This window comes from Streptomyces sp. CC0208 (assembly GCF_003443735.1).
Lineage (GTDB): Bacteria > Actinomycetota > Actinomycetes > Streptomycetales > Streptomycetaceae > Streptomyces > Streptomyces sviceus.
On the sequence record NZ_CP031969.1, the window covers coordinates 7358649 to 7382996 of the forward strand.

At 70.3% G+C, this 24348-nt stretch carries 22 protein-coding genes; 15 read left to right on the forward strand and 7 right to left on the reverse strand.

The annotated features are described in order from the left end of the window. Nucleotides 1-31: 31 nt before the first annotated feature. Nucleotides 32-1261, reverse strand: coding sequence for a DUF349 domain-containing protein (locus D1369_RS33825; protein WP_007380709.1), 1230 nt, complete (start codon nucleotides 1259-1261; stop codon nucleotides 32-34). A gap of 135 nt (nucleotides 1262-1396) precedes the next feature. Continuing rightward, nucleotides 1397-2215, reverse strand: coding sequence for a peptidylprolyl isomerase (locus D1369_RS33830; protein WP_007380708.1), 819 nt, complete (start codon nucleotides 2213-2215; stop codon nucleotides 1397-1399). 180 nt (nucleotides 2216-2395) lie between these two features. On the opposite strand from D1369_RS33830, the gene D1369_RS33835 reads away from it, so the two are divergent. After that, complete coding sequence (locus D1369_RS33835; protein WP_007380707.1) at nucleotides 2396-3103, forward strand: MBL fold metallo-hydrolase; 708 nt, start codon at nucleotides 2396-2398, stop codon at nucleotides 3101-3103. Between the two features lie 11 nt (nucleotides 3104-3114). Next, entirely contained in the window at nucleotides 3115-4377 is a 1263-nt protein-coding gene (gene hisS / locus D1369_RS33840) for a histidine--tRNA ligase (RefSeq protein ID WP_007380706.1), read from the forward strand. A gap of 29 nt (nucleotides 4378-4406) precedes the next feature. Here hisS and D1369_RS33845 read toward each other — a convergent pair whose 3' ends face one another. From D1369_RS33845 to D1369_RS33860, 4 genes are read right to left on the reverse strand one after another with little or no spacing between them, the layout of a single operon-like run. Then, the gene (locus D1369_RS33845; protein WP_037899310.1) at nucleotides 4407-5030 is read right to left on the reverse strand and encodes a response regulator transcription factor; all 624 of its coding nucleotides are present in this window, start codon (nucleotides 5028-5030) and stop codon (nucleotides 4407-4409) included. Next, nucleotides 5027-6205, reverse strand: coding sequence for a sensor histidine kinase (locus D1369_RS33850; RefSeq protein WP_050789864.1), 1179 nt, complete (start codon nucleotides 6203-6205; stop codon nucleotides 5027-5029). Before D1369_RS33850 ends, D1369_RS33845 begins: the two co-directional genes overlap by 4 nt. 17 nt (nucleotides 6206-6222) lie before the next feature. After that, nucleotides 6223-7068 (reverse strand): ABC transporter permease, encoded by an 846-nt coding sequence (locus tag D1369_RS33855; RefSeq protein ID WP_007380703.1) that lies wholly within the window; start codon nucleotides 7066-7068, stop codon nucleotides 6223-6225. Then, on the reverse strand, nucleotides 7068-7931 hold the full coding sequence (locus tag D1369_RS33860) for an ABC transporter ATP-binding protein (protein WP_007380702.1): 864 nt from the start codon (nucleotides 7929-7931) through the stop codon (nucleotides 7068-7070). Before D1369_RS33860 ends, D1369_RS33855 begins: the two co-directional genes overlap by 1 nt. Nucleotides 7932-8075: 144 nt before the next feature. Between D1369_RS33860 and D1369_RS33865 the strand changes: the two genes are divergently transcribed. From D1369_RS33865 to rpsD, 3 genes are all read left to right on the forward strand, one after another. Beyond that, entirely contained in the window at nucleotides 8076-8738 is a 663-nt protein-coding gene (locus tag D1369_RS33865; protein ID WP_037899308.1) for a vitamin K epoxide reductase family protein, read from the forward strand. 41 nt (nucleotides 8739-8779) lie between these two features. Beyond that, a complete protein-coding gene (locus D1369_RS33870; protein WP_007380700.1) occupies nucleotides 8780-10135 on the forward strand; it encodes a replication-associated recombination protein A in 1356 nt (451 codons plus the stop codon). 283 nt (nucleotides 10136-10418) lie between these two features. Continuing rightward, on the forward strand, nucleotides 10419-11033 hold the full coding sequence (gene rpsD, locus D1369_RS33875) for a 30S ribosomal protein S4 (protein WP_007380699.1): 615 nt from the start codon (nucleotides 10419-10421) through the stop codon (nucleotides 11031-11033). A 30-nt stretch (nucleotides 11034-11063) separates the two neighbouring features. On the opposite strand, the gene D1369_RS33880 is transcribed toward rpsD, so the two are convergent. Then, nucleotides 11064-13226 carry an AAA family ATPase gene (locus tag D1369_RS33880; RefSeq protein ID WP_162951041.1) on the reverse strand — a complete coding sequence of 721 codons (2163 nt, stop codon included), beginning with the start codon at nucleotides 13224-13226 and terminating at the stop codon, nucleotides 11064-11066. 161 nt (nucleotides 13227-13387) lie between these two features. On the opposite strand from D1369_RS33880, the gene D1369_RS33885 reads away from it, so the two are divergent. From D1369_RS33885 to D1369_RS33935, 10 genes are all read left to right on the forward strand, one after another. Continuing rightward, nucleotides 13388-13813, forward strand: coding sequence for a DUF948 domain-containing protein (locus D1369_RS33885; RefSeq protein WP_082319369.1), 426 nt, complete (start codon nucleotides 13388-13390; stop codon nucleotides 13811-13813). Between the two features lie 10 nt (nucleotides 13814-13823). Continuing rightward, on the forward strand, nucleotides 13824-14165 hold the full coding sequence (locus D1369_RS33890) for a hypothetical protein (protein WP_007380697.1): 342 nt from the start codon (nucleotides 13824-13826) through the stop codon (nucleotides 14163-14165). Then, on the forward strand, nucleotides 14165-16837 hold the full coding sequence (gene alaS / locus D1369_RS33895; protein ID WP_007380696.1) for an alanine--tRNA ligase: 2673 nt from the start codon (nucleotides 14165-14167) through the stop codon (nucleotides 16835-16837). The genes D1369_RS33890 and alaS overlap by 1 nt, the downstream gene beginning before the upstream one ends. Further along, on the forward strand, nucleotides 16837-17301 hold the full coding sequence (gene ruvX / locus D1369_RS33900) for a Holliday junction resolvase RuvX (RefSeq protein ID WP_007380695.1): 465 nt from the start codon (nucleotides 16837-16839) through the stop codon (nucleotides 17299-17301). Before alaS ends, ruvX begins: the two co-directional genes overlap by 1 nt. Nucleotides 17302-17423: 122 nt before the next feature. Further along, a complete protein-coding gene (gene mltG, locus D1369_RS33910) occupies nucleotides 17424-19157 on the forward strand; it encodes an endolytic transglycosylase MltG (protein ID WP_007380694.1) in 1734 nt (577 codons plus the stop codon). Further along, nucleotides 19138-19977 (forward strand): shikimate dehydrogenase, encoded by an 840-nt coding sequence (locus D1369_RS33915; protein ID WP_007380693.1) that lies wholly within the window; start codon nucleotides 19138-19140, stop codon nucleotides 19975-19977. The genes mltG and D1369_RS33915 overlap by 20 nt, the downstream gene beginning before the upstream one ends. Before the next feature lie 294 nt (nucleotides 19978-20271). Next, nucleotides 20272-21456, forward strand: coding sequence for a chorismate synthase (gene aroC / locus D1369_RS33920; protein WP_007380692.1), 1185 nt, complete (start codon nucleotides 20272-20274; stop codon nucleotides 21454-21456). Beyond that, nucleotides 21453-21965, forward strand: a complete 513-nt coding sequence (locus tag D1369_RS33925; RefSeq protein WP_007380691.1) for a shikimate kinase — start codon at nucleotides 21453-21455, stop codon at nucleotides 21963-21965. Before aroC ends, D1369_RS33925 begins: the two co-directional genes overlap by 4 nt. After that, the gene (gene aroB, locus D1369_RS33930; protein WP_037899306.1) at nucleotides 21962-23053 is read left to right on the forward strand and encodes a 3-dehydroquinate synthase; all 1092 of its coding nucleotides are present in this window, start codon (nucleotides 21962-21964) and stop codon (nucleotides 23051-23053) included. Before D1369_RS33925 ends, aroB begins: the two co-directional genes overlap by 4 nt. Before the next feature lie 291 nt (nucleotides 23054-23344). Then, complete coding sequence (locus D1369_RS33935) at nucleotides 23345-24250, forward strand: Pro-rich N-terminal domain-containing protein (RefSeq protein ID WP_037899304.1); 906 nt, start codon at nucleotides 23345-23347, stop codon at nucleotides 24248-24250. Nucleotides 24251-24348: the final 98 nt, after the last annotated feature.

Genomic DNA, 24348 nt, shown 5'->3' on the forward strand with positions numbered 1-24348 from the left:
AAACCGGGGCCCTTTCGCAGCTGCGGCCTTGTCAGCCGCCGAACTCCTCAAGACCCTTGAGGGCCTGGTCCAGGAGTGCCTGGCGGCCCTCCAGCTCACGCTCCAGCTTGTCGGCCTTGGCGTTGTTGCCCTGGGCGCGGGCCTGGTCGATCTGGCCCCGGAGCTTGTCCACGGCGGCCTGGAGCTGGCCGGTCAGACCCGCGGCACGCGCGCGTGCCTCCGGGTTGGTCCGGCGCCACTCGGTCTCCTCGGCCTCCTGGAGGGCGCGCTCGACCGCGTGCATCCGGCCCTCGACCTTCGGCCGGGCGTCCCGCGGGACGTGGCCGATGGCCTCCCACCGCTCGTTGATCGCGCGGAAGGCGGCGCGGGCGCTCTTCAGGTCGCCGATCGGCAGGAGCTTCTCGGCCTCCTCGGCCAGCTCCTCCTTCAGCTTGAGGTTCTCGGTCTGCTCGGCGTCCCGCTCGGCGAACACCGAACTGCGGGCGGCGAAGAACACGTCCTGGGCGCCGCGGAAGCGGTTCCACAGGTCGTCCTCGTGCTCGCGCTGGGCGCGGCCCGCGGCCTTCCACTCGGCCATCAGCTCGCGGTAGCGCGCGGCCGTCGGACCCCAGTCCGTCGACCCGGACAGCGCCTCGGCCTCGCCGACCAGCCGCTCCTTGGTCCTGCGGGCCTCCTCGCGCTGCGCGTCCAGCGACGCGAAGTGGGCCTTGCGGCGCTTGGAGAAGGCCGAGCGGGCGTGCGAGAAGCGGTGCCACAGCTCGTCGTCGGACTTGCGGTCCAGGCGCGGCAGGCCCTTCCAGGTGTCCACCAGCGCGCGCAGCCGCTCACCGGCGGCCCGCCACTGGTCGGACTGGGCCAGCTCCTCCGCCTCGACGACCAGCGCCTCCTTGGCGTGCCGGGCCTCGTCGGACTGCTTCGCACGCTGCTGCTTGCGCTCCTCGCGGCGCTTGTCGACGGTCTCCACGAGCTTGTCCAACCGCACCTTGAGCGCTTCCAGGTCGCCGACCGCGTGATGCGCGTCGACCTGCTCGCGGATGTGGTCGATGGCCGCAGAAGCGTCCTTCGCCGAGAGGTCGGTGGTCTTCACCCGCTTCTCGAGGAGGCCGATCTCGACAACCAGGCCCTCGTACTTGCGCTCGAAGTAGGCCAGGGCTTCCTCGGGGGAGCCGGCCTGCCAGGAACCGACGACCTGCTCGCCGTCGGCCGTACGCACGTACACGGTCCCCGTCTCGTCGACGCGGCCCCACGGGTCGCTGCTCACAGCGCCTCCTCCACATGATGCCTGCGGGAGGCTTCCCAGCCCCCGGGCATCGTCCACAGTTTCGTCACGGCCAACATAGGCGACCAGCGGGTTGCCTGTCCGCATCCCGCGCGACCGAAATTTCGCACTTGACGGTCAGGATTTGGTGACGGTCGCCTTGTTGATCACGACGGTCGCGTTCGGCGCGCCGTCGCCCGCGCCGGTGCTCTCACCGGCCGCGGCGATCTTCTTCAGCACCTTCATACCGGATTCCGAGATGGTCCCGAACGGGGTGTAGCTCGGGGGCAGCTGGCTGTCCTGGTAGACCAGGAAGAACTGGCTGCCTCCAGTGTGCGCCTGCCCGGTGTTCGCCATCGCGACGGTGCCCGCCGGGTAGACGTTGGACTTGAGGCTCTTGTCCTTCAGGTTCTCGTCCGGGATGGTGTAGCCCGGCCCGCCGCTGCCGGAGCCCGTGGGGTCGCCGCACTGCAGGACGTAGATGCCGTTCGTGGTGAGCCGGTGGCACTTGGTGTGGTCGAAGAAGCCCTTGTTCGCGAGGAAGTCGAACGAGTTCACGGTGTGCGGGGCCGCCGACGTCTTCAGCGCGATGTCGATCTTCCCGCACGTCGTCGCGAGGTCGAGCGTGTACTTCGCCGACTTGTCGACGGACATCGCCGGCTCCTTCTTCCAGCTCTGCGTCTCGACCTTGCCGGCGGCGGGCTTCTCGCACGGGTCCGGCGCCTTGCTGGTCGCCGCCGCGCTGGGGCTCGTCTCGGAGCTCGCGTTGGCCTTGTCGTCGTCCTTCATGACCCCGGACGTGTAGAGCGCCACGCTGCCCACCAGGATCACGCCGAGCACCGACGCGATCACAGAGTTGCGTGCACGGGCCTTACGGCGCGCGGCCGTGCGCCGCTGCTGCTGCCGCAAGAACTTCTCCCGCGCGAGCTGCCGCTTCCGCTGTTCCTGGGTGACCACGGGGTTCTCTCCTCATGCGTCTCGTACGCCGACCGGTACGCATGCGTCCTATGAACCGACCGCCTGCGTGTGCCCCGTACCGTATATGGGTTCGCTGAGGAATCGGCAGCGCCGGTAGGCTCTGAGCACTGGGGCAGCCGCCCGGAAGACCGCCCGTACCGACACAAAACGAGGACGATCGTGCTCATTGCCGGGTTCCCCGCCGGGGCCTGGGGGACGAACTGTTATCTCGTCGCCCCCGCCGCCGGCGAGGAGTGCGTGATCATCGACCCCGGCCACCAGGCCACCGAAGGCGTCGAGGAAGCACTGAAGAAGCATCGGCTCAAGCCCGTCGCCGTCGTCCTCACCCACGGCCACATCGACCACGTGGCCTCGGTCGTCCCGGTGTGCGGAGCGCACGGAGTACCGGCGTGGATCCACCCCGAGGACCGCTACATGATGAAGGACCCGTCGATGGGGCTCGGGCGTTCCATCGGGATGCCGCTCATGGGCGAGATCACCGTGGGAGAGCCGGACGACGTCAAGGAGCTGACCGACGGCGCGAAGCTGGAGCTCGCGGGCCTGGAGCTGTCCGTCGCGCACGCGCCGGGCCATACCAAGGGGTCGGTGACCTTCCGGATGCCCGAGACCGCGGAGATCCCTTCCGTGTTCTTCTCCGGGGATCTGCTCTTCGCCGGCTCCATCGGACGCACCGACCTGCCCGGCGGTGACATGGCCGAGATGCTCGACTCGCTGGCCCGCGTGTGCCTGCCGCTCGACGACTCGACCGTGGTGCTGTCCGGCCACGGCCCCCAGACGACCATCGGCCAGGAGCGCGCCACCAACCCGTATCTGCGGGACGTGGCCGCCGGCCAGGGAGCCACCGAGGCTCCCCGACGAGGAATGTGACGAGAGACTTCGTGAGCACCTTTCAGGCCCCCAAGGGCACGTACGACCTGATCCCGCCGGACAGCGCCAAGTTCCTGGCCGTCCGGGAGGCGATCGCCGCTCCGCTGCGCACGTCGGGCTACGGCTACATCGAGACGCCCGGCTTCGAGAGCGTCGAGCTGTTCGCGCGCGGGGTCGGCGAGTCCACCGACATCGTGACCAAGGAGATGTACGCCTTCGAGACCAAGGGCGGCGACAAGCTGGCCCTGCGCCCCGAGGGCACGGCCTCCGTGCTGCGCGCGGCGCTGGAGGCCAACCTGCACAAGCTCGGCAACCTGCCGGTCAAGCTCTGGTACTCCGGCTCGTACTACCGCTACGAGCGCCCTCAGAAGGGCCGTTACCGCCACTTCTCCCAGGTCGGTGCCGAGGCGATCGGTGCCGAGGACCCGGCGCTGGACGCCGAGCTGATCATCCTGGCCGACCAGGCGTACCGCTCGCTGGGCCTCAGGAACTTCCGCATCCTGCTCAACAGCCTGGGCGACAAGGAGTGCCGACCGGTGTACCGGGCCGCGCTCCAGGACTTCCTGCGCGGACTGGACCTGGACGAGGACACCCTGCGAAGGGCGGAGATCAACCCGCTGCGGGTCCTCGACGACAAGCGCGAGTCGGTCCAGAAGCAGCTCGGGGACGCCCCTCTGCTGCGCGACTACCTGTGCGACGCCTGCAAGGCGTACCACGAGGAGGTCCGTGAGCTGATCACGGCGGCGGGCGTGGCCTTCGAGGACGACCCGAAGCTGGTGCGCGGCCTCGACTACTACACCCGTACGACCTTCGAGTTCGTCCACGACGGTCTGGGCTCCCAGTCCGCGGTGGGCGGTGGCGGCCGGTACGACGGTCTGTCGGAGATGATCGGCGGCCCCGCGCTGCCGTCCGTCGGCTGGGCCCTCGGCGTCGACCGCACGGTCCTCGCCCTGGAGGCGGAAGGCGTCGAGCTCGAACTCCCCTCCACCACCGCCGTGTTCGCGGTCCCGCTGGGGGAGGAGGCCCGGCGTGTCCTGTTCGCGAAGGTCACCGAACTGCGCAAGGTGGGCATCGCGGCGGACTTCGCCTACGGCGGCAAGGGCCTCAAGGGCGCCATGAAGAACGCCAACCGCAGCGGCGCCCGCTACACCGTCGTCGCCGGCGAACGTGACCTCGCCGAGGGCGTCGTACAGCTCAAGGACATGGAGTCCGGGGAGCAGTCGGCGATCGGGGTCAACGAGATCGTGGCGGAGCTGGAGTCACGCCTGGGCTGAGCGCGACGGGGTGAGGGGGGCGAGCCCCCTCACTCCAACAGCCCGAACCGCATGGCGCTCGTCACCGCCGCCGTCCGGTCGTCCACGCCCAACTTTCCGAAGACGCGCAGGAGATGGGTCTTCACCGTCGACTCGCCGATGTACAGCCTGCGGCCGATCTCCGCGTTCGTGCAGCCGTCCGCCACCAGGCGCAGCACCGCCGTCTCGCGCGCCGAGAGCCGGGGCCGTTCCGGCCTGGTGCGCAGCTGGTCGACCAGGCGGGCGGCGACCGTGGGCGCCAGGACCGTCTCGCCGCGCGCGGCGGCCCGTACCGACCGGGCCAGTTCGGCGCGGGGCAGGTCCTTGAGGAGATAGCCGGCCGCTCCCGCCTCCACGGCCCGCAGGATGTCCCGGTCCGTCTCGTACGTCGTCAGGACGATCACCCGGCAGGGCAGACCCGCCTCCGTCATCCGCGCGATCGACTCCACGCCCGAGCCGCCCGGCATCCGCAGGTCCATCAGCACGATGTCGGGGCGGAGTTCGGCGGCCAGTGCCTCCGCGTGCGGCCCGCTGGACGCGTCGGCGACCACCTCCAGGTCCGGCTCCGCCGTCAGCATGGCCCGCAGGCCCTCCCGTACGACGGGGTGGTCGTCGGCCAGGATGATCCGGATCATGAACAGCTCCTCGGGGGCGGTATGGGCAGACGGACGGTGACCGTGGTGCCGTCGCCGGGCACGCTGTGCACCCGGACCGTCCCGCCGGCCTCGGCGGCGCGGGCGCGGAGCCCCGCCAGACCGTAGCCGTCATGGACGGCCCCCGGGTCGAAGCCGTGACCGTCGTCCCGTACGAAGAGGGTGAGGCTGTCGTCGGCGTAGGCGAGGCCGATCCCCACCGCTGCCGCACTTCCCGCGTGCTTACGGCAGTTCGTCAGTGCCTCCTGGCACGAGCGCAGGGCGACGACCTCGGGTCCCGCGGGCAGCGGACGGACCTGTCCGGTCACGTCGAGTTTCGCCGCGTGCCGGGCCGCCAGCCGGCACAGGGCGTCCGGCAGCGAGGAACCCTCCAGGTCGGCGGGGGTGCCGTCGGCGACCAGGGCCCGTGCCTCGGCGAGGTTCAACCGGGCCGTCTCGTCCATCAGGGCCAGATGGCGGCGGGCCTGCGACACGTCGTGGTCGAGCTCTGCCTCCACGGCCTGGACCAGCATCAGCAGGCTGGTGAAGCCCTGCGCGAGGGTGTCGTGGATCTCCCGCGCCATCCGCTCCCGCTCGGTCAGCGCCCCGTGCGCCGCCGACAGCCGCGAGACCTCGTGCCGGCTGGCGTCCAACTCGGCGATCAGGGCCGCCCGTTCCTGGCTCTGCTCGATGATCCGGATGACATAGCTGCCGACGGCCACCGAGAAGACCAGGGTGACGACGGCGAACAGGCCGTTGAAAAAGACCTCCTGGTCGCTCGGCCACCACACCAGGGCCCAGCCCACCACGGGCGCGAGATTGATCACGGCCACGGCGGTCAGCGCCCACCGCATCCGCAGCGTCATGAAGCACTGGGGCACGAGAGCGAAGGTCATGAGCCGGGTCTCGCCGACCAGGATCGCCGACGGCAGGAACAGCGCCAGCATCGCGCCGAGGTAGAGGAGAGCCTCGCGCCCGAGGGGCGGATCCTGCCGGAGCAGGGGCCGCCCGACCCGTACGAAGAGCGGGACCAGCGGCACCAGCAGCGCCGCCGCGGTGACGCGGATGGACCACTCGGGATACCCGGTGCCCAGCACGAACACCAGGGTGGCCAGCCAGATCAGAGCGAAGTAGGTGTCCCAGAGCCGGAAGGAGCGGTCCCACGAGTACGCGCCCATGGCGTCCGCCGGAACGTTCACCCGTCGCGCCGGTTCTTCCACCGGAAAGTCAGCAGGCACAGCAGCAATCCTCCGACGCACCACGCCCCCAGCACCAGGGCGGTGCGCCCGAACTCCCAGCCGCCGGCCTGCTCCAGAACCTGCGCCGAGTCCGGCAGGAACACCCCGCGCAGCCCCTGGCACATCCACTTCAGCGGGAACAGCGCGCCGATGTTCAGCATCCAGTCGGGGATCGTGTCGATCGAGATGTACACCCCGGAGATGAACTGGAGGACCAGAAAGGGCAGGACGACCACGGAACTCGCGCTCTTGCTGGACTTGGGCACCGAACTGACCGCGATGCCCAGCAGCGCGCAGCCGGTGAGACCGAGCACGAAGATCCAGGCGAACGCGAACCACCGGCCGGCGTCCGAGGGCAGATGAACGTCGTACAGCGTGGTGCCGACGAGCAGCAGGATCGCCGTCTCCAGGATGCCGGTGACGAGAACCAGCCAGATCTTGCCGAGGAAGTACGCCGCCGGCGGCATCGGGGTCCCGCGCAGCCTGCGCAGCACCTTCTCGTCCCGTTCGACGGCGATCGAGATGCCGAGCGACTGGAAGCTCGTCGACATGATGCCGGCGGCCATCATCGCCGGGACGTACAGCTGCGAGGCCTTGATGCCCGCTCCCTCCACGTCGTCGCTGAAGATCGACGCGAACAGGAACAGGAAGACCACCGGGAAGGCGAAGGTGAACACCACCTGGTCGCGCTGGCGGAAGAACTGCCTGATCTCCAGGGCGCCCCGGCGCAGCCCGAGCCCCCAGACGCCGGGCAGCCTCTCCGTGCCGGGAGCGGTCCGGGACCGTACGGCGGTCGTGGTCATCACGCGTCCTCCTGTCCGGTGAGCCGGAGGTAGACGTCCTCCAGCGTGGGGCGGCTGACCCGGAGCCCCGGGATCTCGCCGTCGAAGCGGGGCATCAGCTCGGCGACCGTCCTGGTCGGGGTGTCCGTGGGCACCGCGCGCAGGGTGCCGTCCGGCTCGGTCCACTCGACGGTGGCACCGGAGCCGTAGCGTTCCCGCAGGGCGGCCGGCTCGCCCTCGGCGACGACGTGGCCCCGGGAGACCACGGCCAGCCGGTCGGCGAGCGCCTCGGCCTCTTCCAGGTAGTGCGTGGTGAGCAGGATCGTGGTGCCCTCGACGGACAGCTTGCGGATCAGGTCCCAGAACTGGCGCCGGGCCGCCGGGTCGAAGCCGGTCGTCGGCTCGTCCAGGAGCAGCAGCTCGGGGCCCCCGATCACGCCCAAGGCCACGTCGAGGCGCCGGCGCTGACCGCCGGACAGGGCCTTGATCCGGCTGCCCGCCTTCGCCTCCAGACCCACCAGCCCGATGACCTCCTCGGGGTCCCGTGGCCGCGGGTAGTAGTGGGCGAAATGCCGGACGGTCTCCGCCACCGTCAACTCGGCGGGCGCGGATTCGTCCTGCCAGACAATTCCGACTTTTGAACGCCACGCGCGTGTGCCGTGCGCCGGGTCCGCGCCGAGCACGGACACCTCACCCGCGTCCCGGTCCCGGTTGCCCTGGAGGATCTCCACCGTGGTGCTTTTGCCCGCGCCATTGGGCCCGAGCAGGCCGAAGACCTCGCCCTTGCGGATGCCGAGATCGATCCCGTCGAGCGCGGTCACGTCGCCGTACTGCTTGCGCAGCCCCCGAACGTCCACCGCGAGTTCGTTCGCGTGTGTGGTCATGCCCATGAGCATCGGCCGGAACCGAACGTTCAGGGACGACCGTGCGTACTTCCTTATGTCCACCGAACGGTGGACAGGCCGCCGTGTGCGGCACAATGGCCCTGCCCGAAGAAGGTCCAACTCTCAAGCAGACGGATCGGCGTGATGAGCAAGACCACAGTGAAAGACGTCTCCACGCGGCCCGAGCCCTCGTCGGCGAACGCCGACGCCGCGCCCCGGACGGTGGGCGGCAGCCGTGCCTTCGCCCTGCTGCTGGTGATCACCGGCGCCGCCGGACTGCTCGCCGCGTGGGTCATCACGATCGACAAGTTCAAGATCCTCGAGGGCAAGGTCAGCGGCAAGACGTTCACGCCGAGCTGCTCCCTCAACCCGATCGTCTCCTGCGGCAGCGTGATGGAGAGCAAGCAGGCCGCCGCCTTCGGGTTCCCCAACCCGATGCTGGGCCTGGTCGCCTACGGCATCGTGATCTGTGTCGGCATGAGCCTGCTGGCCCGCGCCACCTTCCCGCGCTGGTACTGGCTCACCTTCAACTTCGGCACGCTCTTCGGCGTGGCCTTCTGCACCTGGCTGCAGTTCCAGTCGCTGTACCGCATCAACGCCCTGTGCCTGTGGTGCTCGCTGGCCTGGGTCGCGACGATCACCATGTTCTGGTACGTGACCTCCTTCAACATCCGCAACGACCTGCTGTCGTCCCCGGGCTGGCTCAAGCGGTTCCTCGCCGAGTTCACCTGGGTCCTGCCGGTCACGCACTGCGGCATCATCGCGATGATGATCCTGACCCGCTGGGGCGACAAGCTCTGGGCCTGAGACTTCGGGCGTTGTCAGTGGCGTGACATAGGGTTTTGAACGTGGAGCCCGATCTGTTCACCGCCGCGGCGGAAGAGCGCCAGGAGAAGGACCCGGCCGGCAGTCCCCTGGCGGTCCGGATGCGCCCGCGCACCCTCGACGAGGTGGTGGGCCAGCAGCACCTGCTCAAGCCGGGCTCGCCGCTGCGCCGGCTGGTCGGCGAGGGCAGCGGCGGCCCCGCAGGACCCTCCTCGGTGATCCTCTGGGGCCCGCCCGGCACCGGCAAGACGACCCTGGCGTACGTCGTCTCCAAGGCGACGAACAAGCGCTTCGTGGAGCTCTCCGCGATCACCGCCGGCGTCAAGGAGGTCCGCGCGGTCATCGAGGGCGCCCGCCGCGCCACCGGCGGCTTCGGCAAGGAGACCGTCCTCTTCCTGGACGAGATCCACCGCTTCAGCAAGGCCCAGCAGGACTCCCTGCTCCCCGCGGTCGAGAACCGCTGGGTGACCCTGATCGCGGCCACCACCGAGAACCCGTACTTCTCGATCATCTCGCCACTGCTGTCCCGGTCTCTGCTGCTGACCCTCGAACCGCTCACCGACGACGACGTCAGAGGACTGCTGAAGCGGGCGCTGAGCGACGAGCGCGGTCTGAAGGACGCCGTCGCCCTCCCCGAGGACACCGAGGATCACCTCCTGAGGATCGCCGGCGGCGACGCCCGCCGCGCCCTGACCGCCCTGGAGGCGGCCGCCGGGGCCGCGCTCGACAAGGGCGAGCCGGAGATCACCCTCACCACGCTGGAGGAGACGGTCGACCGCGCGGCCGTGAAGTACGACCGTGACGGCGACCAGCACTACGACGTGGCCAGCGCCCTCATCAAGTCCATCAGGGGCTCCGACGTCGACGCGGCCCTGCACTACCTGGCCCGGATGATCGAGGCCGGCGAGGACCCCCGCTTCATCGCCCGCCGCCTGATGATCTCCGCCAGCGAGGACATCGGCCTCGCCGACCCGAACGCCCTGCCCATAGCCGTGGCCGCGGCCCAGGCCGTCGCCATGATCGGCTTCCCCGAGGCCGCGCTGACCCTGAGCCACGCCACCATCGCGCTCGCCCTGGCCCCGAAGTCCAACGCCGCGACCATGGCGATCGGCGTCGCCATGGAGGACGTACGCAAGGGGCTGGCCGGGCCGGTGCCGCCGCATCTGCGGGACGGGCACTACAAGGGCGCCGCCAAGCTCGGGCACGCGCAGGGGTACGTGTATCCGCACGACCTGCCCGAGGGGATCGCCGAGCAGCAGTACGCCCCGGACGCCATCAAGGACCGCGCGTACTACGAACCGACCCGGCACGGCGCCGAGGCCCGGTACGCGGACGCGGTGGAGTGGACCCGCAAGCACCTCGGTCGCAAGCGGTCCTGAGCACCCTGTAGAATCCCTCGAAGTGCTGTGTCCCGTGCAGTCAGAACGGGACGGTCAGCCGGAACCCCCAGCGGGGGTTCCAGGAGCGTCGCGCACCGTTCGAATGGTGTCGCGGGCAGCCCACCACCGCCAGCGGTAGGTGGGCCACTCGCGTGCTGCACGTATGTGCCCAGACCAGGGGAGCGGCTGCCCACCGGGTCCTTCGAGGACCTGGCGGGTTTCCCCGGCTGCGGAGGCGACCTCCCATAACTCTGACAAGCCGAACACCAAGAGATGAGAGATTGTGGCGAACCAGCCCCGCCCCAAGGTCAAGAAGTCGCGTGCCCTCGGCATCGCGCTGACCCCGAAGGCCGTCAAGTACTTCGAGGCCCGTCCCTACCCGCCGGGTGAGCACGGTCGTGGCCGCAAGCAGAACTCGGACTACAAGGTCCGTCTGCTCGAGAAGCAGCGTCTGCGCGCGCAGTACGACGTGTCCGAGCGTCAGCTCGTCCGCGCCTACGAGCGTGCCGCCAAGACCCAGGGCAAGACCGGTGAGGCCCTGGTCATCGAGCTCGAGCGTCGTCTCGACGCGCTGGTCCTGCGTTCGGGCATCGCCCGCACGATCTACCAGGCCCGCCAGATGGTCGTCCACGGCCACATCGAGGTCAACGGTCAGAAGGTCGACAAGCCGTCCTTCCGCGTCCGTCCCGACGATGTCGTGATGGTCCGCGAGCGCAGCCGCGAGAAGACCCTCTTCTCGATCGCCCGTGAGGGCGGCTTCGCCCCCGAGGGCGAGACCCCGCGCTACCTCCAGGTGAACCTCAAGGCCCTGGCGTTCCGCCTGGACCGTGAGCCGAACCGCAAGGAGATCCCGGTGATCTGCGACGAGCAGCTCGTCGTCGAGTACTACGCCCGCTGATCATCCGCAGGCCGTAGGACACGCACCACGTCAGCCCGCCGTCTCCCCGCCCTTCCGGGCGGGCGAGGCGGCGGGCTGCTGCGTGCCACGGGCCGCCTCGGTGTGCCGCTCGCAGCCCCGCGGCGCCGGCAGCCCGGCGGCAGGGTGGGCACGGCCCAGCGCCCGGGAAACGGCGGCCTCCCGCCCGAGCGCCCTGCCCTGCCGTACGCACTCCTCGTACCGCTCGTCGCCCAGCCGCTGCCGAACCAGCGTCTCGCAGAGCTCGTGCGGGGCGTTGTAGTAGGCCGAACCGAACAGCGGGAGGCCCACCGACGGCCACAGCGAGGCCGCCGCACCCTGGAGCACCGCGGCCTCGGTCGCGTCGCCCCCGGTCACCGTGACCAGGGCCAGGAGCTCGATCGACAGCACCGAGCCGAGCAGGTCGTGAAAGGCGTGCGCGCAGGCCAGACAGTCGGTGAGCAGCTCCCGCGCGCGTGCCGGGTCCCCCTCGCTCCAGGCCGCGTACGCGAGGACGTACAGCGCGTACGACCGCGCCCAGCGCTCGCCGTGGTCCTCGCACACCCGGCGCACGTCCTCGCACAGCCGCACCGCGTCCGGCAGATCGCCCAGGAAGGCGCGGGCCATCGCCAGCTCGACCTGGGCCATCAGCACGTTGCTGTTGAGCTCGCCGATCTCCTGGTAGCGCTCCAGCGACGAGCGCAGCAGCCTCTCCGCGCGGGGCATGTCGTCCGAGACGAGCGCCAGACAGCCCGTGCGGTGCTCGGCGTACGCCACAGCCGTCGGATTCGCGGACCGCTCCGCCTCCGTCCGGCACTCCTCCAGCGCCGCCAGCGCCGGCGCGGTGTCGCCCTGGAGGATCGCCACATAGCCGAGGACCCACAGGGCCTTCAGACGGGAGTGCTCATGGCCCGGCTCCAGCTCGATGCTGCGCTCCAGCCAGTGCCGGCCCTCCGAGAGCCGGCCGCAGCCCACCCAGCAGAACCACAGGGAGCCCGCGAGATGCCGGCCCAGCTCAGCCCCGTCCGGCGCGGTCAGGCAGTACTCCAGAGCACAGCGCAGGTTCGGCAGCTCGGCCTCGATCCGCGCGGCCACCTCGTTCTGCCGCGGGGAGAACCAGTCCAGCTCGCAGCAGGTGGCCAGGCCCACGTACCAGTCGCGGTGCCGCCTGCGCAGCCGGACCGCGTCGCCCGTCGCCTCCAGCCACTCGGCGCCGTACGCCCGGACCGTGTCGAGCATCCGGTAGCGCACGCCAGTCGCGGTCTCCTCGCGGGCCACCACCGACTGGGCGAGCAGCGCGGACAGGACGTCGAGGACGTCGTCGGAGTGCAGGCCACCGCCGCTGCACACGTACTCGGCGGCCTCCAGGTCGAACTGACCGGCGAACACCGAGAGCCGTGACCACAGCAACCGCTCCTCGGGCGTGCACAGTTCGTGGCTCCAGCCGATCGCCGTGCGCAGCGTCCGGTGCCGGGGCAGCGTGTCCCGGCCGCCCCCCGTCAGCAGCCGGAACCGGTCGTCGAGCCGCTCCAGCAACTGCCCTGGGCACAGGGCCCCGAGCCGGCCCGCGGCCAGCTCGATCGCCAGCGGAATGCCGTCCAGGCGCCGGCACAGCTCCCGTACGTGAGGATCGTCGCCGACCGTCACGCCCTGCCGCCCGGCCCGCTCCGCGAACAGTTCCACGGCCTCGTCCTCGCCCAGCGGGCCCAGGGCGAAGACCTGCTCGCCGGCGACGCGCAGCGGCCGGCGCCCCACGGCGAGGACGGCCAACCCCGGCACCTGCCCCAGCAGGTCGGCGACCAGGGTCGCGCACGCGTCCACCAGATGCTCGAAACCATCGAGGACCAGCAGGAGCCGACGCCCGGCCAGGTGGGCCAGCAGCGTCGCGCGCGGGGGCCGTGCGGTGTGGTCCGTCAGCCCCAGGGTCTCCACGACGGCGTAGTCGACGAACTCCGGGTCGCGTACGGAGGCCAGCTCTACGCGCCACACGCCGTCGGGCGGGGTGCGCCGACCGCTCGCCACCCGCGCCGCGAGCCGTGACTTGCCGATACCGCCGGGGCCCGTCACCGTCACCAGGCGCGAGGCGTCCAGGGCCCGTGCCAGCTCCGGGAGTTCCGCGCGCCGGCCCACGAAGCCGGCGAGCTCCAGGGGCAGATTGCCGTTCACCTCGGTGTCGTCGGGTCGATGACTGCGCATGGAACACGGAGCGTACTGAAGCGTATGCACTCCGTACAATCGTCATGGACAACTCGGGTGCGGGCGAGGGGTAATCCGGTGCGGACCGCCGTCCCCGGCGCGATAGGCTCGGCGGAGACTTTTTCCATAGACAGCACGAATTCAGGGAGCGGGTGCACACAGTGTCCGGTGGAGAGGTTGCCGGAATCCTGGTGGCCGTCTTCTGGGCGATCCTGGTCTCCTTCCTCGCCGTCGCGCTGGCGAGGCTGGCCCAGACGCTCAAGGCGACCACCAAGCTCGTGGCGGACGTGACCGACCAGGCCGTCCCGCTGCTGGCCGAGGCCTCCACCGCGGTGCGCTCCGCGCAGACCCAGATCGAGCGGGTCGACGCGATCGCCTCGGACGTCCAGGAGGTCACGTCGAACGCCTCCGCGCTGTCCACCACCGTCGCCTCCACCTTCGGCGGCCCCCTGGTCAAGGTCGCGGCCTTCGGCTACGGCGTGCGCCGTGCGATCAGCGGCCGCAAGGACGACATGCCCGCCAAACCCTCCCGGCGTACCGTGATCGTGGGCCGGACGGTCTCCCGGGGCCGAGGCAAGAAGGACTGAGGCTCAAGAGATGTTCCGCCGCACTTTCTGGTTCTCCTCAGGCGTGGCCGCCGGTGTCTGGGCCACCACCAAGGTGAACCGCAAGCTGAAGCAGCTGACCCCCGAGAACCTCGCCGTGACAGCGGCCAACAAGGCGATCGAGACGGGCGCCCGGATCAAGGACCGCGCGGTCGGTTTCGCGCTCGACGTCCGCGACAACATGGCCCAGCGGGAGGCCGAGCTGACGGACGCCCTGGGTATCCGGGAGGATCCCGAACTTCCCGCCCCCAGGCGCGTCGCCGCCATCGAGAACACGACGTACACGACGAAGTCGCACAAGACGCATTCGTACAACCGGAATGAGGACCACTGATGGAGTCGGCCGAGATTCGCCGCCGCTGGCTGAGCTTCTTCGAGGAGCGCGGGCACACCGTCGTCCCTTCGGCGTCGCTCATCGCGGACGACCCGACTCTGCTCCTCGTCCCCGCTGGCATGGTGCCCTTCAAGCCCTACTTCCTGGGTGAGGTCAAGCCCCCCTTCGACCGCGCCACCAGCGTGCAGAAGTGCGTGCGCACGCCGGACATCGAAGAGGTCGGCAAGACCACCCGGCACGGCACGTTCTTCCAGATGTGCGGCAACTTCTCCTTCGGCGACTACTTCAAGGAAGGCGCCATCAAGTACGCCTGGGAGCTGCTCACCAGCCCCCAGGACAAGGGTGGTTACGGCCTTGAGGCCGATCGTCTGTGGATCACCGTCTACAAGGACGACGACGAGGCCGAGCGCATCTGGCACGAGGTCGTCGGTGTGCCCAAGGAGCGCATCCAGCGCCTCGGCATGAAGGACAACTACTGGTCCATGGGCGTTCCCGGACCCTGTGGCCCCTGTTCCGAGATCAACTACGACCGCGGCCCCGAGTTCGGCGTCGAGGGCGGCCCCGCCGTCAACGACGAGCGGTACGTGGAGATCTGGAACCTCGTCTTCATGCAGTACGAGCGCGGCGAGGGCATCGGCAAGGACAACTTCGAGATCCTCGGCGAGCTCCCCAGCAAGAACATCGACACCGGCCTCGGACTCGAGCGCCTGGCGATGATCCTGCAGGGCGTGCAGAACATGTACGAGATCGACACCTCCATGGCCGTCATCAAGAAGGCCACCGAGCTGACCGGCGTGGCCTACGGCGACGCCCACGACTCGGACGTCTCGCTGCGCGTGGTCACCGACCACATGCGCACGTCCGTCATGCTCATCGGCGACGGTGTCACCCCCGGCAACGAGGGCCGCGGCTACGTCCTGCGCCGCATCATGCGCCGGGCCATCCGCAACATGCGCCTGCTCGGTGCCACCGGCCCGGTCGTGCTGGACCTGGTCGACACCGTGATCGCCATGATGGGCCAGCAGTACCCGGAGCTGGTCACCGACCGCGAGCGCATCGAGAAGGTCGCCGTCGCCGAGGAGAACGCCTTCCTCAAGACGCTGAAGGCCGGCACCAACATCCTCGACACCGCCGTCACCGAGACCAAGGCCGCCGGCGGCAAGGTCCTCGCCGGTGACAAGGCGTTCCTGCTCCACGACACCTGGGGCTTCCCGATCGACCTCACCCTGGAGATGGCCGCCGAACAGGGCCTGTCCGTGGACGAGGACGGCTTCCGCCGCCTGATGAAGGAGCAGCGGGAGCGCGCCAAGGCCGACGCCCAGGGCAAGAAGACCGGCCACGCCGGCGCGGGCGCCTACCGTGCGATCGCCGACCAGGCGGGCGAGACCGAGTTCCTCGGTTACTCGGACACCGAGAGCGAGTCCACGATCGTCGGCATCCTCGTCGACGGCGCTTCCTCCCCGGCCGCCACCGAGGGCGACGAAGTCGAGATCGTCCTGGACCGCACCCCGTTCTACGCCGAGGGCGGCGGTCAGATCGGCGACACCGGCCGCATCAAGGTCGACTCCGGTGCCGTCATCGAGATCCGCGACTGTCAGAAGCCGGTCCCGGGCGTCTACGTCCACAAGGGCGTCGTCCAGTTCGGCGAGGTGACCGTCGGTGCCAAGGCCCACGCCGCCATCGACAACCGCAGGCGTACGGCCATCGCGCGCGCCCACTCGGCCACCCACCTCACCCACCAGGCGCTGCGGGACGCGCTCGGCCCCACGGCCGCCCAGGCCGGTTCCGAGAACCAGCCCGGCCGCTTCCGCTTCGACTTCGGTTCGCCGTCCGCCGTTCCGACGGCCGTGATGACTGACGTGGAGCAGAAGATCAACGAGGTGCTCGCCCGCGACCTCGACGTCCGCGCCGACGTCATGGGCATCGACGAGGCCAAGAAGCAGGGCGCCATCGCCGAGTTCGGCGAGAAGTACGGCGAGCGGGTGCGCGTGGTGACCATCGGCGACTTCTCCAAGGAGCTGTGCGGCGGCACCCACGTGCACAACACCTCGCAGCTCGGCCTGGTCAAGCTGCTCGGTGAGTCGTCCATCGGCTCCGGGGTCCGCCGTATCGAGGCGCTCGTCGGTGTCGACGCGTACAACTTCCTCGCCCGTGAGCACACCGTCGTCGCCCAGCTCCAGGAGCTGATCAAGGGCCGTCCGGAGGAGCTCCCGGAGAAGGTCTCCGCCATGCTCGGCAAGCTGAAGGACGCCGAGAAGGAGATCGAGAAGTTCCGCGCGGAGAAGGTCCTCCAGGCCGCCGCCGGTCTCGCCGAGTCCGCCAAGGACGTCCGCGGGATCGCCGTCGTCACCGGTCAGGTCCCGGACGGCACCACCCCCGACGACCTGCGCAAGCTGGTCCTCGACGTGCGCGGCCGCATCCAGGGCGGCCGGGCCGCCGTGGTGGCCCTGTTCACCGTCAACAACGGCAAGCCGCTGACGGTCATCGCCACCAACGAGCCCGCCCGCGAGCGCGGCCTCAAGGCCGGTGACCTGGTCCGCACGGCCGCCAAGACCCTCGGTGGCGGCGGTGGCGGAAAGCCGGACGTCGCCCAGGGCGGCGGCCAGAACCCGGCCGCGATCGGCGAGGCCGTGGACGCCGTGGAGCGCACGGTCGGGGAGACGGCCAAGTAATGCGCCGAGGCCGCAGGCTCGCGATCGACGTCGGGGACGCCCGTATCGGGGTCGCCTCGTGCGACCCCGACGGGATCCTCGCCACCCCGGTGGAGACGGTCCCGGGCCGTGACGTCCCGGCGGCCCACCGCCGGCTGAAGCAGCTGGTCGAGGAGTACGAACCGATCGAGGTCGTCGTCGGTCTCCCTCGCTCCCTCAAGGGGGGCGAGGGCCCGGCCGCCGTGAAGGTCCGCGGCTTCGTCCAAGAGCTCGCCCGGGGGATCGCGCCCGTTCCGGTCAGGCTCGTCGACGAGCGCATGACCACCGTGACGGCCAGCCAGGGACTGCGCGCATCCGGAGTGAAATCCAAAAAGGGCAGATCGGTCATCGACCAGGCAGCAGCCGTGATCATTCTTCAGCAGGCCCTGGAATCCGAACGGGTGTCAGGTAAAGCACCCGGCGAGGGCGTCGAAGTGGTCATCTGATCGCGATACGGTAACGTGCCGCGCGATGCGGCGACATTCGAACAGTCACCGCACAGAAAGAGGCGGATCGGTAGCTGGATCGTGGAAGCAGGAGACCGCCGCCTCGCGGCTCTAGGGGATCGATGACTGAGTATGGCCGGGGCGAAGGCTCCGAACCGTGGAATCCCGAGGACCCGTTGTACGGGGACGGTGGATGGGAAGGACAGCAGGCCCACGCGGGTCAGCAGTCCCCCTACGGCGGCCAGCCGCAGCACTACCCGCAGCAGCCGCAGCAGTACGACAACGGTGGCTGGGACGAGGGCCGGCAAGCTGCCTATGGTCAGGCGCAGCAGCAGTACCCGCAGCACGACGGTCAGTACGACCAGCAGCAGTACAACCACCAGTACGACCAGCAGCAGTACGGTCAACAGCAGTACGACCAGCAGGCCTATCAGGACCAGCAGCAGCAGTCGTACGACAACAACGGCTGGGCGTCCGGCACTCAGGGGCAGATCCCGTACCCCGCCGACCCGTCGGATCCCTACGGTCAGCAGGCCGCCGCGTACGGCGCCGAGCAGCAGGACTACTACGGCAGCCCGGACGCCTACCCGCCGCCGGAGCCGCCGAGCCGCCGGCGTGCCGAACCGGAGCCGCAGACCGACTGGGACCCGGGCCCCGACCAGGGTGAACACGCGTTTTTCGCGGGCGGTGACGACGACCAGGGCGAACCCGACGATTCCGACGACCCGCAGGGCGGCCGGGGCGACCGGCGAGGGCGTGGCGGCAAAGGGTCCAAGAAGCGCAAGAGCGGCTGCGCCTGTCTGGTGGTGCTGCTGGTGTTCGGCGGCGGCACCGCGGGCGTCGGGTACTTCGGGTACCAGTTCTACAAAAATCGTTTCGGCACGGCTCCGGACTATGCCGGGGGCGGGACGAGCCAGATGGTCACCGTCCAGGTCCCCAAGGGCGCGGGCGGGTACGCGATCGGTCGGCTGCTCAAGGACGCGGGTGTCGTCAAGAGCGTCGACGCCTTCGTGTCCGCCCAGGAGCAGAACGCCAAGGGGAACTCGATCCAGGCCGGCGCCTATCTCCTGAAGAAGGAGATGTCCGCCGAGAGCGCCGTGGCGATGATGCTCGACCCGAAGAGCCAGAACAACGTGCTGGTCGCTCCAGGTGTCCGGAACGCCGCCGTCTACAAGAGGATCGACGAGAAACTCGATCTTGCTTCCGGTACCACCAGGAAAATCGCCGAACAGAAATACAAGAGCCTCGGCCTGCCGAGTTGGGCGAACGACAACCGGGAGATCAAGGACCCGCTGGAGGGCTTCCTGTATCCGGGCACCTATCCCGCGGCGAAGGGCATGAAGCCCGAATCGGTGCTCAAGGAGATGGTCACCCAGGCCGCCGAGAAGTACGCCGCGTACGACCTGGAGGCCAAGGCCAAGGCGCTCAAGCTGGACAGCCCGCTCCAGGTCATCACGGTCGCCAGCCTCGTCCAGGCCGAGGGCAAGACGGAGGACGACTACCGCAAGATGGCGGAGGTCGTCTACAACCGGCTCAACCTCGCGAACCCCGAGACCTACGGGTTCCTGCAGTTCGACTCGACCTTCAACTACGTGAAGAACGAGAGCAACATCGAGATCTCCGAGAAGGAGATCAACAGCAACAAGGACCCGTACAACACGTACACGAACAAGGGTCTGCCGCCCGGCCCCATCGACAACCCGGGCGACACCGCGATGAAGGCGACACTGGATCCGACCGACGACGGCTGGTACTACTTCGTCGCGACCGACGGTGTGAAGAAGACCGAATTCGCCAAGACCCATGCCGAATTCCTACGGCTCAAGGAAAAGTTCAATGCAAGCACGGGCAGCTGACGCCCGCCGGGCTGCCGTTCTCGGCAAGCCCATCGCCCACTCCCTCTCACCGGTCCTGCACGTGGCCGCCTACGAGGAGCTGGGCCTCACGGGCTGGTCGTACGACCGGTTCGAGCTCGACGAGGCCGCACTGCCCGCGTTCGTGGAACAGCTCGGGCCGGAGTGGGCCGGGCTGTCGCTGACCATGCCGCTCAAGCGGGCGGTCATCCCGCTGCTGGACGGCATCAGTGACACCGCCGCCTCGGTGGAGGCCGTCAACACGGTGGTGTTCACCGAGGACGGCCGTCGCCTCGGCGACAACACCGACATCCCGGGGATGGTCGCCGCCCTCAGGGAGCGGGGCATCGAGCAGGTCGACTCGGCGGCGATCCTCGGCGCCGGCGCCACCGCCTCCTCCGCGCTCGCCGCGCTGGCCCGGATCTGCACCGGGGCGGTCGTGGCCTACGTGCGCAGTGAGGCCCGGGCGGCCGAGATGCGGCAGTGGGGGGAGCGCCTCGACGTCGAGATCCGCACCGCGGACTGGGCGGACGCGGCCGAGGCCCTGCGCGCCCCGCTGGTGATCGCCACGACCCCCGCCGGGGCGACGGACGCCCTCGCCCACGCCGTACCGGAGCGCCCCGCGGCCCTGTTCGACGTGCTCTACGACCCCTGGCCGACCGAGCTGGCGGCCCGCTGGTCGATGATCGGCGGAGCCGTGGTCAGCGGCCTCGATCTGCTCGTGCACCAGGCGGTGCTCCAGGTCGAGCAGATGACGGGCCGCGTGCCCGCGCCCGTGGACGCCATGCGCAAGGCGGGCGAGCACGCCCTGGCGGCGCGCTGACGTGGTGTGACGCAGCGGGACAGGGCGATCCTGTGAAAGCGCTGCACTGAGAAGCAACCCCAGGTCGTGCTCTGCGGACGCCCGGACATGGCCCGGTGCGGCTACTGCCGGCCTGGCGGATCATGGCGGCCGTGGCTTTCACGTCCGTCTGCTGGACCTGTGACCGGTGGTGGCGGCCGGACGTGGGAGGATCGGAGGTGGCGGGCCGGGGCCGCGCACCTGGTCGCGCCGTTGCCGTACGCGAGGACGCGCGTAAGCAGGGCAGTACCAGGGCGCGAGCACTGAGGAGCACCGTTGAGCAGGTTGCGCTGGCTGACCGCGGGGGAGTCCCACGGTCCCGCACTCGTGGCGACGCTGGAGGGCCTTCCCGCCGGTGTGCCGATCACCACGGAGATGGTGGCGGACCATCTGGCGAGGCGGCGGCTGGGCTATGGCCGCGGTGCCCGGATGAAGTTCGAGCAGGACCAGGTCACCTTCCTCGGCGGTGTCCGGCACGGTCTGTCCCTCGGTTCCCCCGTCGCGATCATGGTGGGCAACACCGAGTGGCCGAAGTGGGAGCAGGTCATGTCGGCCGACCCCATCGACCCGGAGATCCTGGCGGGCCTCGCGCGCAACGCCCCGCTGACCCGTCCGCGCCCCGGCCATGCCGACCTGGCGGGCATGCAGAAGTACGGCTTCGACGAGGCCCGGCCGATCCTGGAGCGCGCCTCCGCGCGGGAGACGGCGGCCCGGGTGGCGCTGGGCGCGGTGGCCCGGTCGTACCTGAAGGAGACGGCCGGCATCGAGATCGTCAGCCACGTCGTCGAGCTGTGCTCCGTGAAGGCTCCGCAGGGCGTCTACCCGACCCCGGCCGACGTCGAGAAGCTGGACGCCGACCCGCTGCGCTGCCTGGACGCGGACACCTCGAAGGCGATGGTGGCCGAGGTCGACCAGGCCCACAAGGACGGCGACACCCTCGGCGGAGTGGTGGAGATCCTGGCGTACGGCGTGCCCGTGGGCCTGGGCTCGCACGTGCACTGGGACCGCAAGCTGGACGCCCGCCTCGCGGGTGCGCTGATGGGCATCCAGGCGATCAAGGGTGTCGAGCTCGGTGACGGCTTCGAGCTGGCGCGGGTGCCCGGCTCGAAGGCGCACGACGAGATCGTGAACACCCCCGAGGGCATCCGGCGAGTCTCCGGCCGCTCCGGCGGCACCGAGGGCGGGCTCAGCACGGGTGAGCTGCTGCGGGTGCGGGCCGCGATGAAGCCCATCGCCACCGTCCCGCGGGCCCTGCAGACCGTGGACGTCACCACCGGCGAGGCCGCGCAGGCCCACCACCAGCGCTCCGACGTGTCCGCGGTCCCGGCCGCCGGCATCGTCGCCGAGGCGATGGTGGCACTCGTCCTGGCCGACGCGGTGGCCGAGAAGTTCGGCGGCGACAGCGTGCCCGAGACCCGCCGCAACGTGCGGTCCTACCTCGAGAACCTGGCCATCCGATGAGCCCTGTGGTCGTCCTCGTCGGTCCGATGGGCGTGGGCAAGTCCACCGTCGGGCGGCTGCTGGCCGAGCGCCTCACGGTGGGGTACCGGGACACCGACGACGACATCGTCGCCGAGCAGGGCCGTGCGATCGCGGAGATCTTCGTCGACGAGGGCGAGGCCGCCTTCCGGGCGATCGAGAAGGCCGCCGTGCGGCGGGCGCTCGCCGAGCACGACGGCGTCCTCGCGCTCGGCGGCGGCTCGATCCTCGACGAGGGCACCCGCGCCCTGCTGGCCGGGCAGCGCGTGCTGTACCTGTCGATGGACGTCGAGGAGGCGGTCAAGCGCACCGGCCTGAACGCCGCCCGTCCGCTGCTCGCGGTCAACCCGCGCAAGCAGTGGCGCGAGCTGATGGAGGCGCGCCGCCACCTGTACGAGTCGATCGCCACGGCGGTCGTGGCCACCGACGGCCGTACCCCCGAAGAAGTCACCCAAATCGCGCTGGACGCACTGGAGTTGAAGGAAGCATGAGCGAGGCAGTGACGCGCATCCAGGTCGGCGGCACCGCGGGCAGCGAGCCGTACGAGGTCCTGGTGGGACGTCAACTCCTGGGTGAGCTCGGCACGTTGGTGGGGGAGAAGGCCCAACGGGTCGCCGTCATCCACCCCGAGGCGCTCGCCGACACCGGTGACGCCCTGCGCGCCGACCTCGCCGAGCAGGGCTACGAGGCCGTGGCCATCCAGGTGCCGAACGCGGAGGAGGCCAAGACCGCCGAGGTCGCCGCCTACTGCTGGAAGGCGCTCGGCCAGTCCGGCTTCACCCGCTCCGACGTCGTGGTCGGCGTCGGCGGCGGCGCGACCACCGACCTCGCCGGTTTCGTGGCCGCGACCTGGCTGCGCGGGGTGCGCTGGATCGCTGTCCCGACAACCGTGCTGGCCATGGTCGACGCGGCGGTCGGCGGCAAGACCGGCATCAACACCGCCGAGGGCAAGAACCTCGTCGGCGCCTTCCACCCGCCCGCCGGTGTCCTGTGCGACCTGGCCGCGCTGGACTCCCTGCCGGTCAACGACTACGTCTCCGGGCTCGCCGAGATCATCAAGGCGGGCTTCATCGCCGACCCGGTGATCCTGGAGCTCATCGAGTCCGACCCCGAGGCCGCGCGCACCCCGGCGGGCCCGCACACCTCCGAGCTCATCGAGCGCTCGATCCGGGTCAAGGCCGAGGTGGTCTCCTCCGACCTCAAGGAGTCGGGCCTCAGGGAGATCCTCAACTACGGCCACACGCTCGCCCATGCCATCGAGAAGAACGAGCGGTACAAGTGGCGGCACGGCGCAGCGGTCGCCGTGGGCATGCACTTCGCCGCCGAACTGGGCCGGCTGGCGGGCCGGTTGGACGACGCGACCGCCGACCGTCACCGCACGGTCCTGGAGTCGGTCGGCCTGCCGCTGCACTACCGCTACGACCAGTGGCCCAAGTTGCTGGAGACCATGAAGGTCGACAAGAAGTCCCGCGGCAACCTGCTGCGGTTCATCGTCCTCGACGGACTGGGCAAGCCCACCGTTCTGGAGGGCCCGGACCCGGCTGTTCTGCTCGCCGCGTACGGCGAGGTCGGCCAGTAAGTCCCGCGACGGGCGTTCCGCCTGATTCGCCTTGCACCAGGGGCACTTCGGGGCGTCCCCGGCCGTTTCACCAAACGTGGGCCGGGGACGGTACCGTTCGATGGCGAGCGGGGTAGGCACATCCCCGTAACCAGCGCCGATCAGCCTGACGCGAGCGAGCCGGAGGGGCGCGTCGGAGACGTGAGGACGAGCGAGCGGAGGCCTTCGGGCCGCGCCCGGTCGGGCTCGCGGCACCGACGCGAGCGCCCCCGAGGCGAGCAAGCCGAAAAAGACGAGACGGAGTGGCACCGGATGCAGCACGCAGTGGGTTCTCCGCTGCCGCCGCCCCATCAGCCGGGGCACGGACCGGCCGCCGGCTGGTCGCCGGCCGCACACCACCCGGGACCGCATCACCCGGGTGCGCACCAGGGCTCCGCCCCGGTGCCCCCACCACCGTCGGCACCGGGCTTCGCCCCGGCCCCGGTACCGCCGACGCCCCCGCACTCCCAGGTACCGCCCGCGCCGCAGCACTCCCCGGTCCCGCCCGCGCCGCAGCACTCACCGGGGCCGGTACCGGACACCACCGGCCATGTGCCCCTGCCGACCGGCGCACCCGTGGGCGCGCCCAGCACGCCGCCCGTCGCCGCGCCCGACCCCGCGGGCACCACCCTCGCGGTGCTGCTCATCGGTCCTGCGGGCGCCGGAAAGACGAGCGTCGCCAAGTACTGGGCCGACCATCGCCGGGTCCCCACCGCCCACATCAGCCTCGACGACGTACGCGAGTGGGTCCGCTCGGGCTTCGCCGACCCGCAGTCCGGCTGGAACGACCACTCCGAGGCCCAGTACCGCCTCGCCCGCCGCACCTGTGGCTTCGCCGCCCGCAACTTCCTCGCCAACGGCATCTCCTGCATCCTCGACGACGCGGTCTTCCCGGACCGGCCGGTGGTCGGCCTCGGCGGCTGGAAGCGGCACGTGGGCCCGGGGTTGCTGCCGGTGGTCCTGCTGCCCGGCCTGGAGATCGTCCTGGAGCGCAACGCGGAGCGTTCCGGCAATCGCCGCCTGACGGACGAGGAGGTGGCACGGATCCACGGTCGGATGGCCGGCTGGTACGGCTCGGGCCTGCCGATCATCGACAACTCCCAGATGGACGTACCGCAGACGGCGAGGGTCCTGGACGACGTACTGGCACGCTCCATCGCGAGCCCACCGACCTGGTAGCGCCCCTGAAGGGGCGCGGGAACTGCGCGACCAGCCCCCACCGGTCCGCGGGCTACGGCCGACCCCCACTCGGCCTTCCTCGAACGGCGCCGCACTCG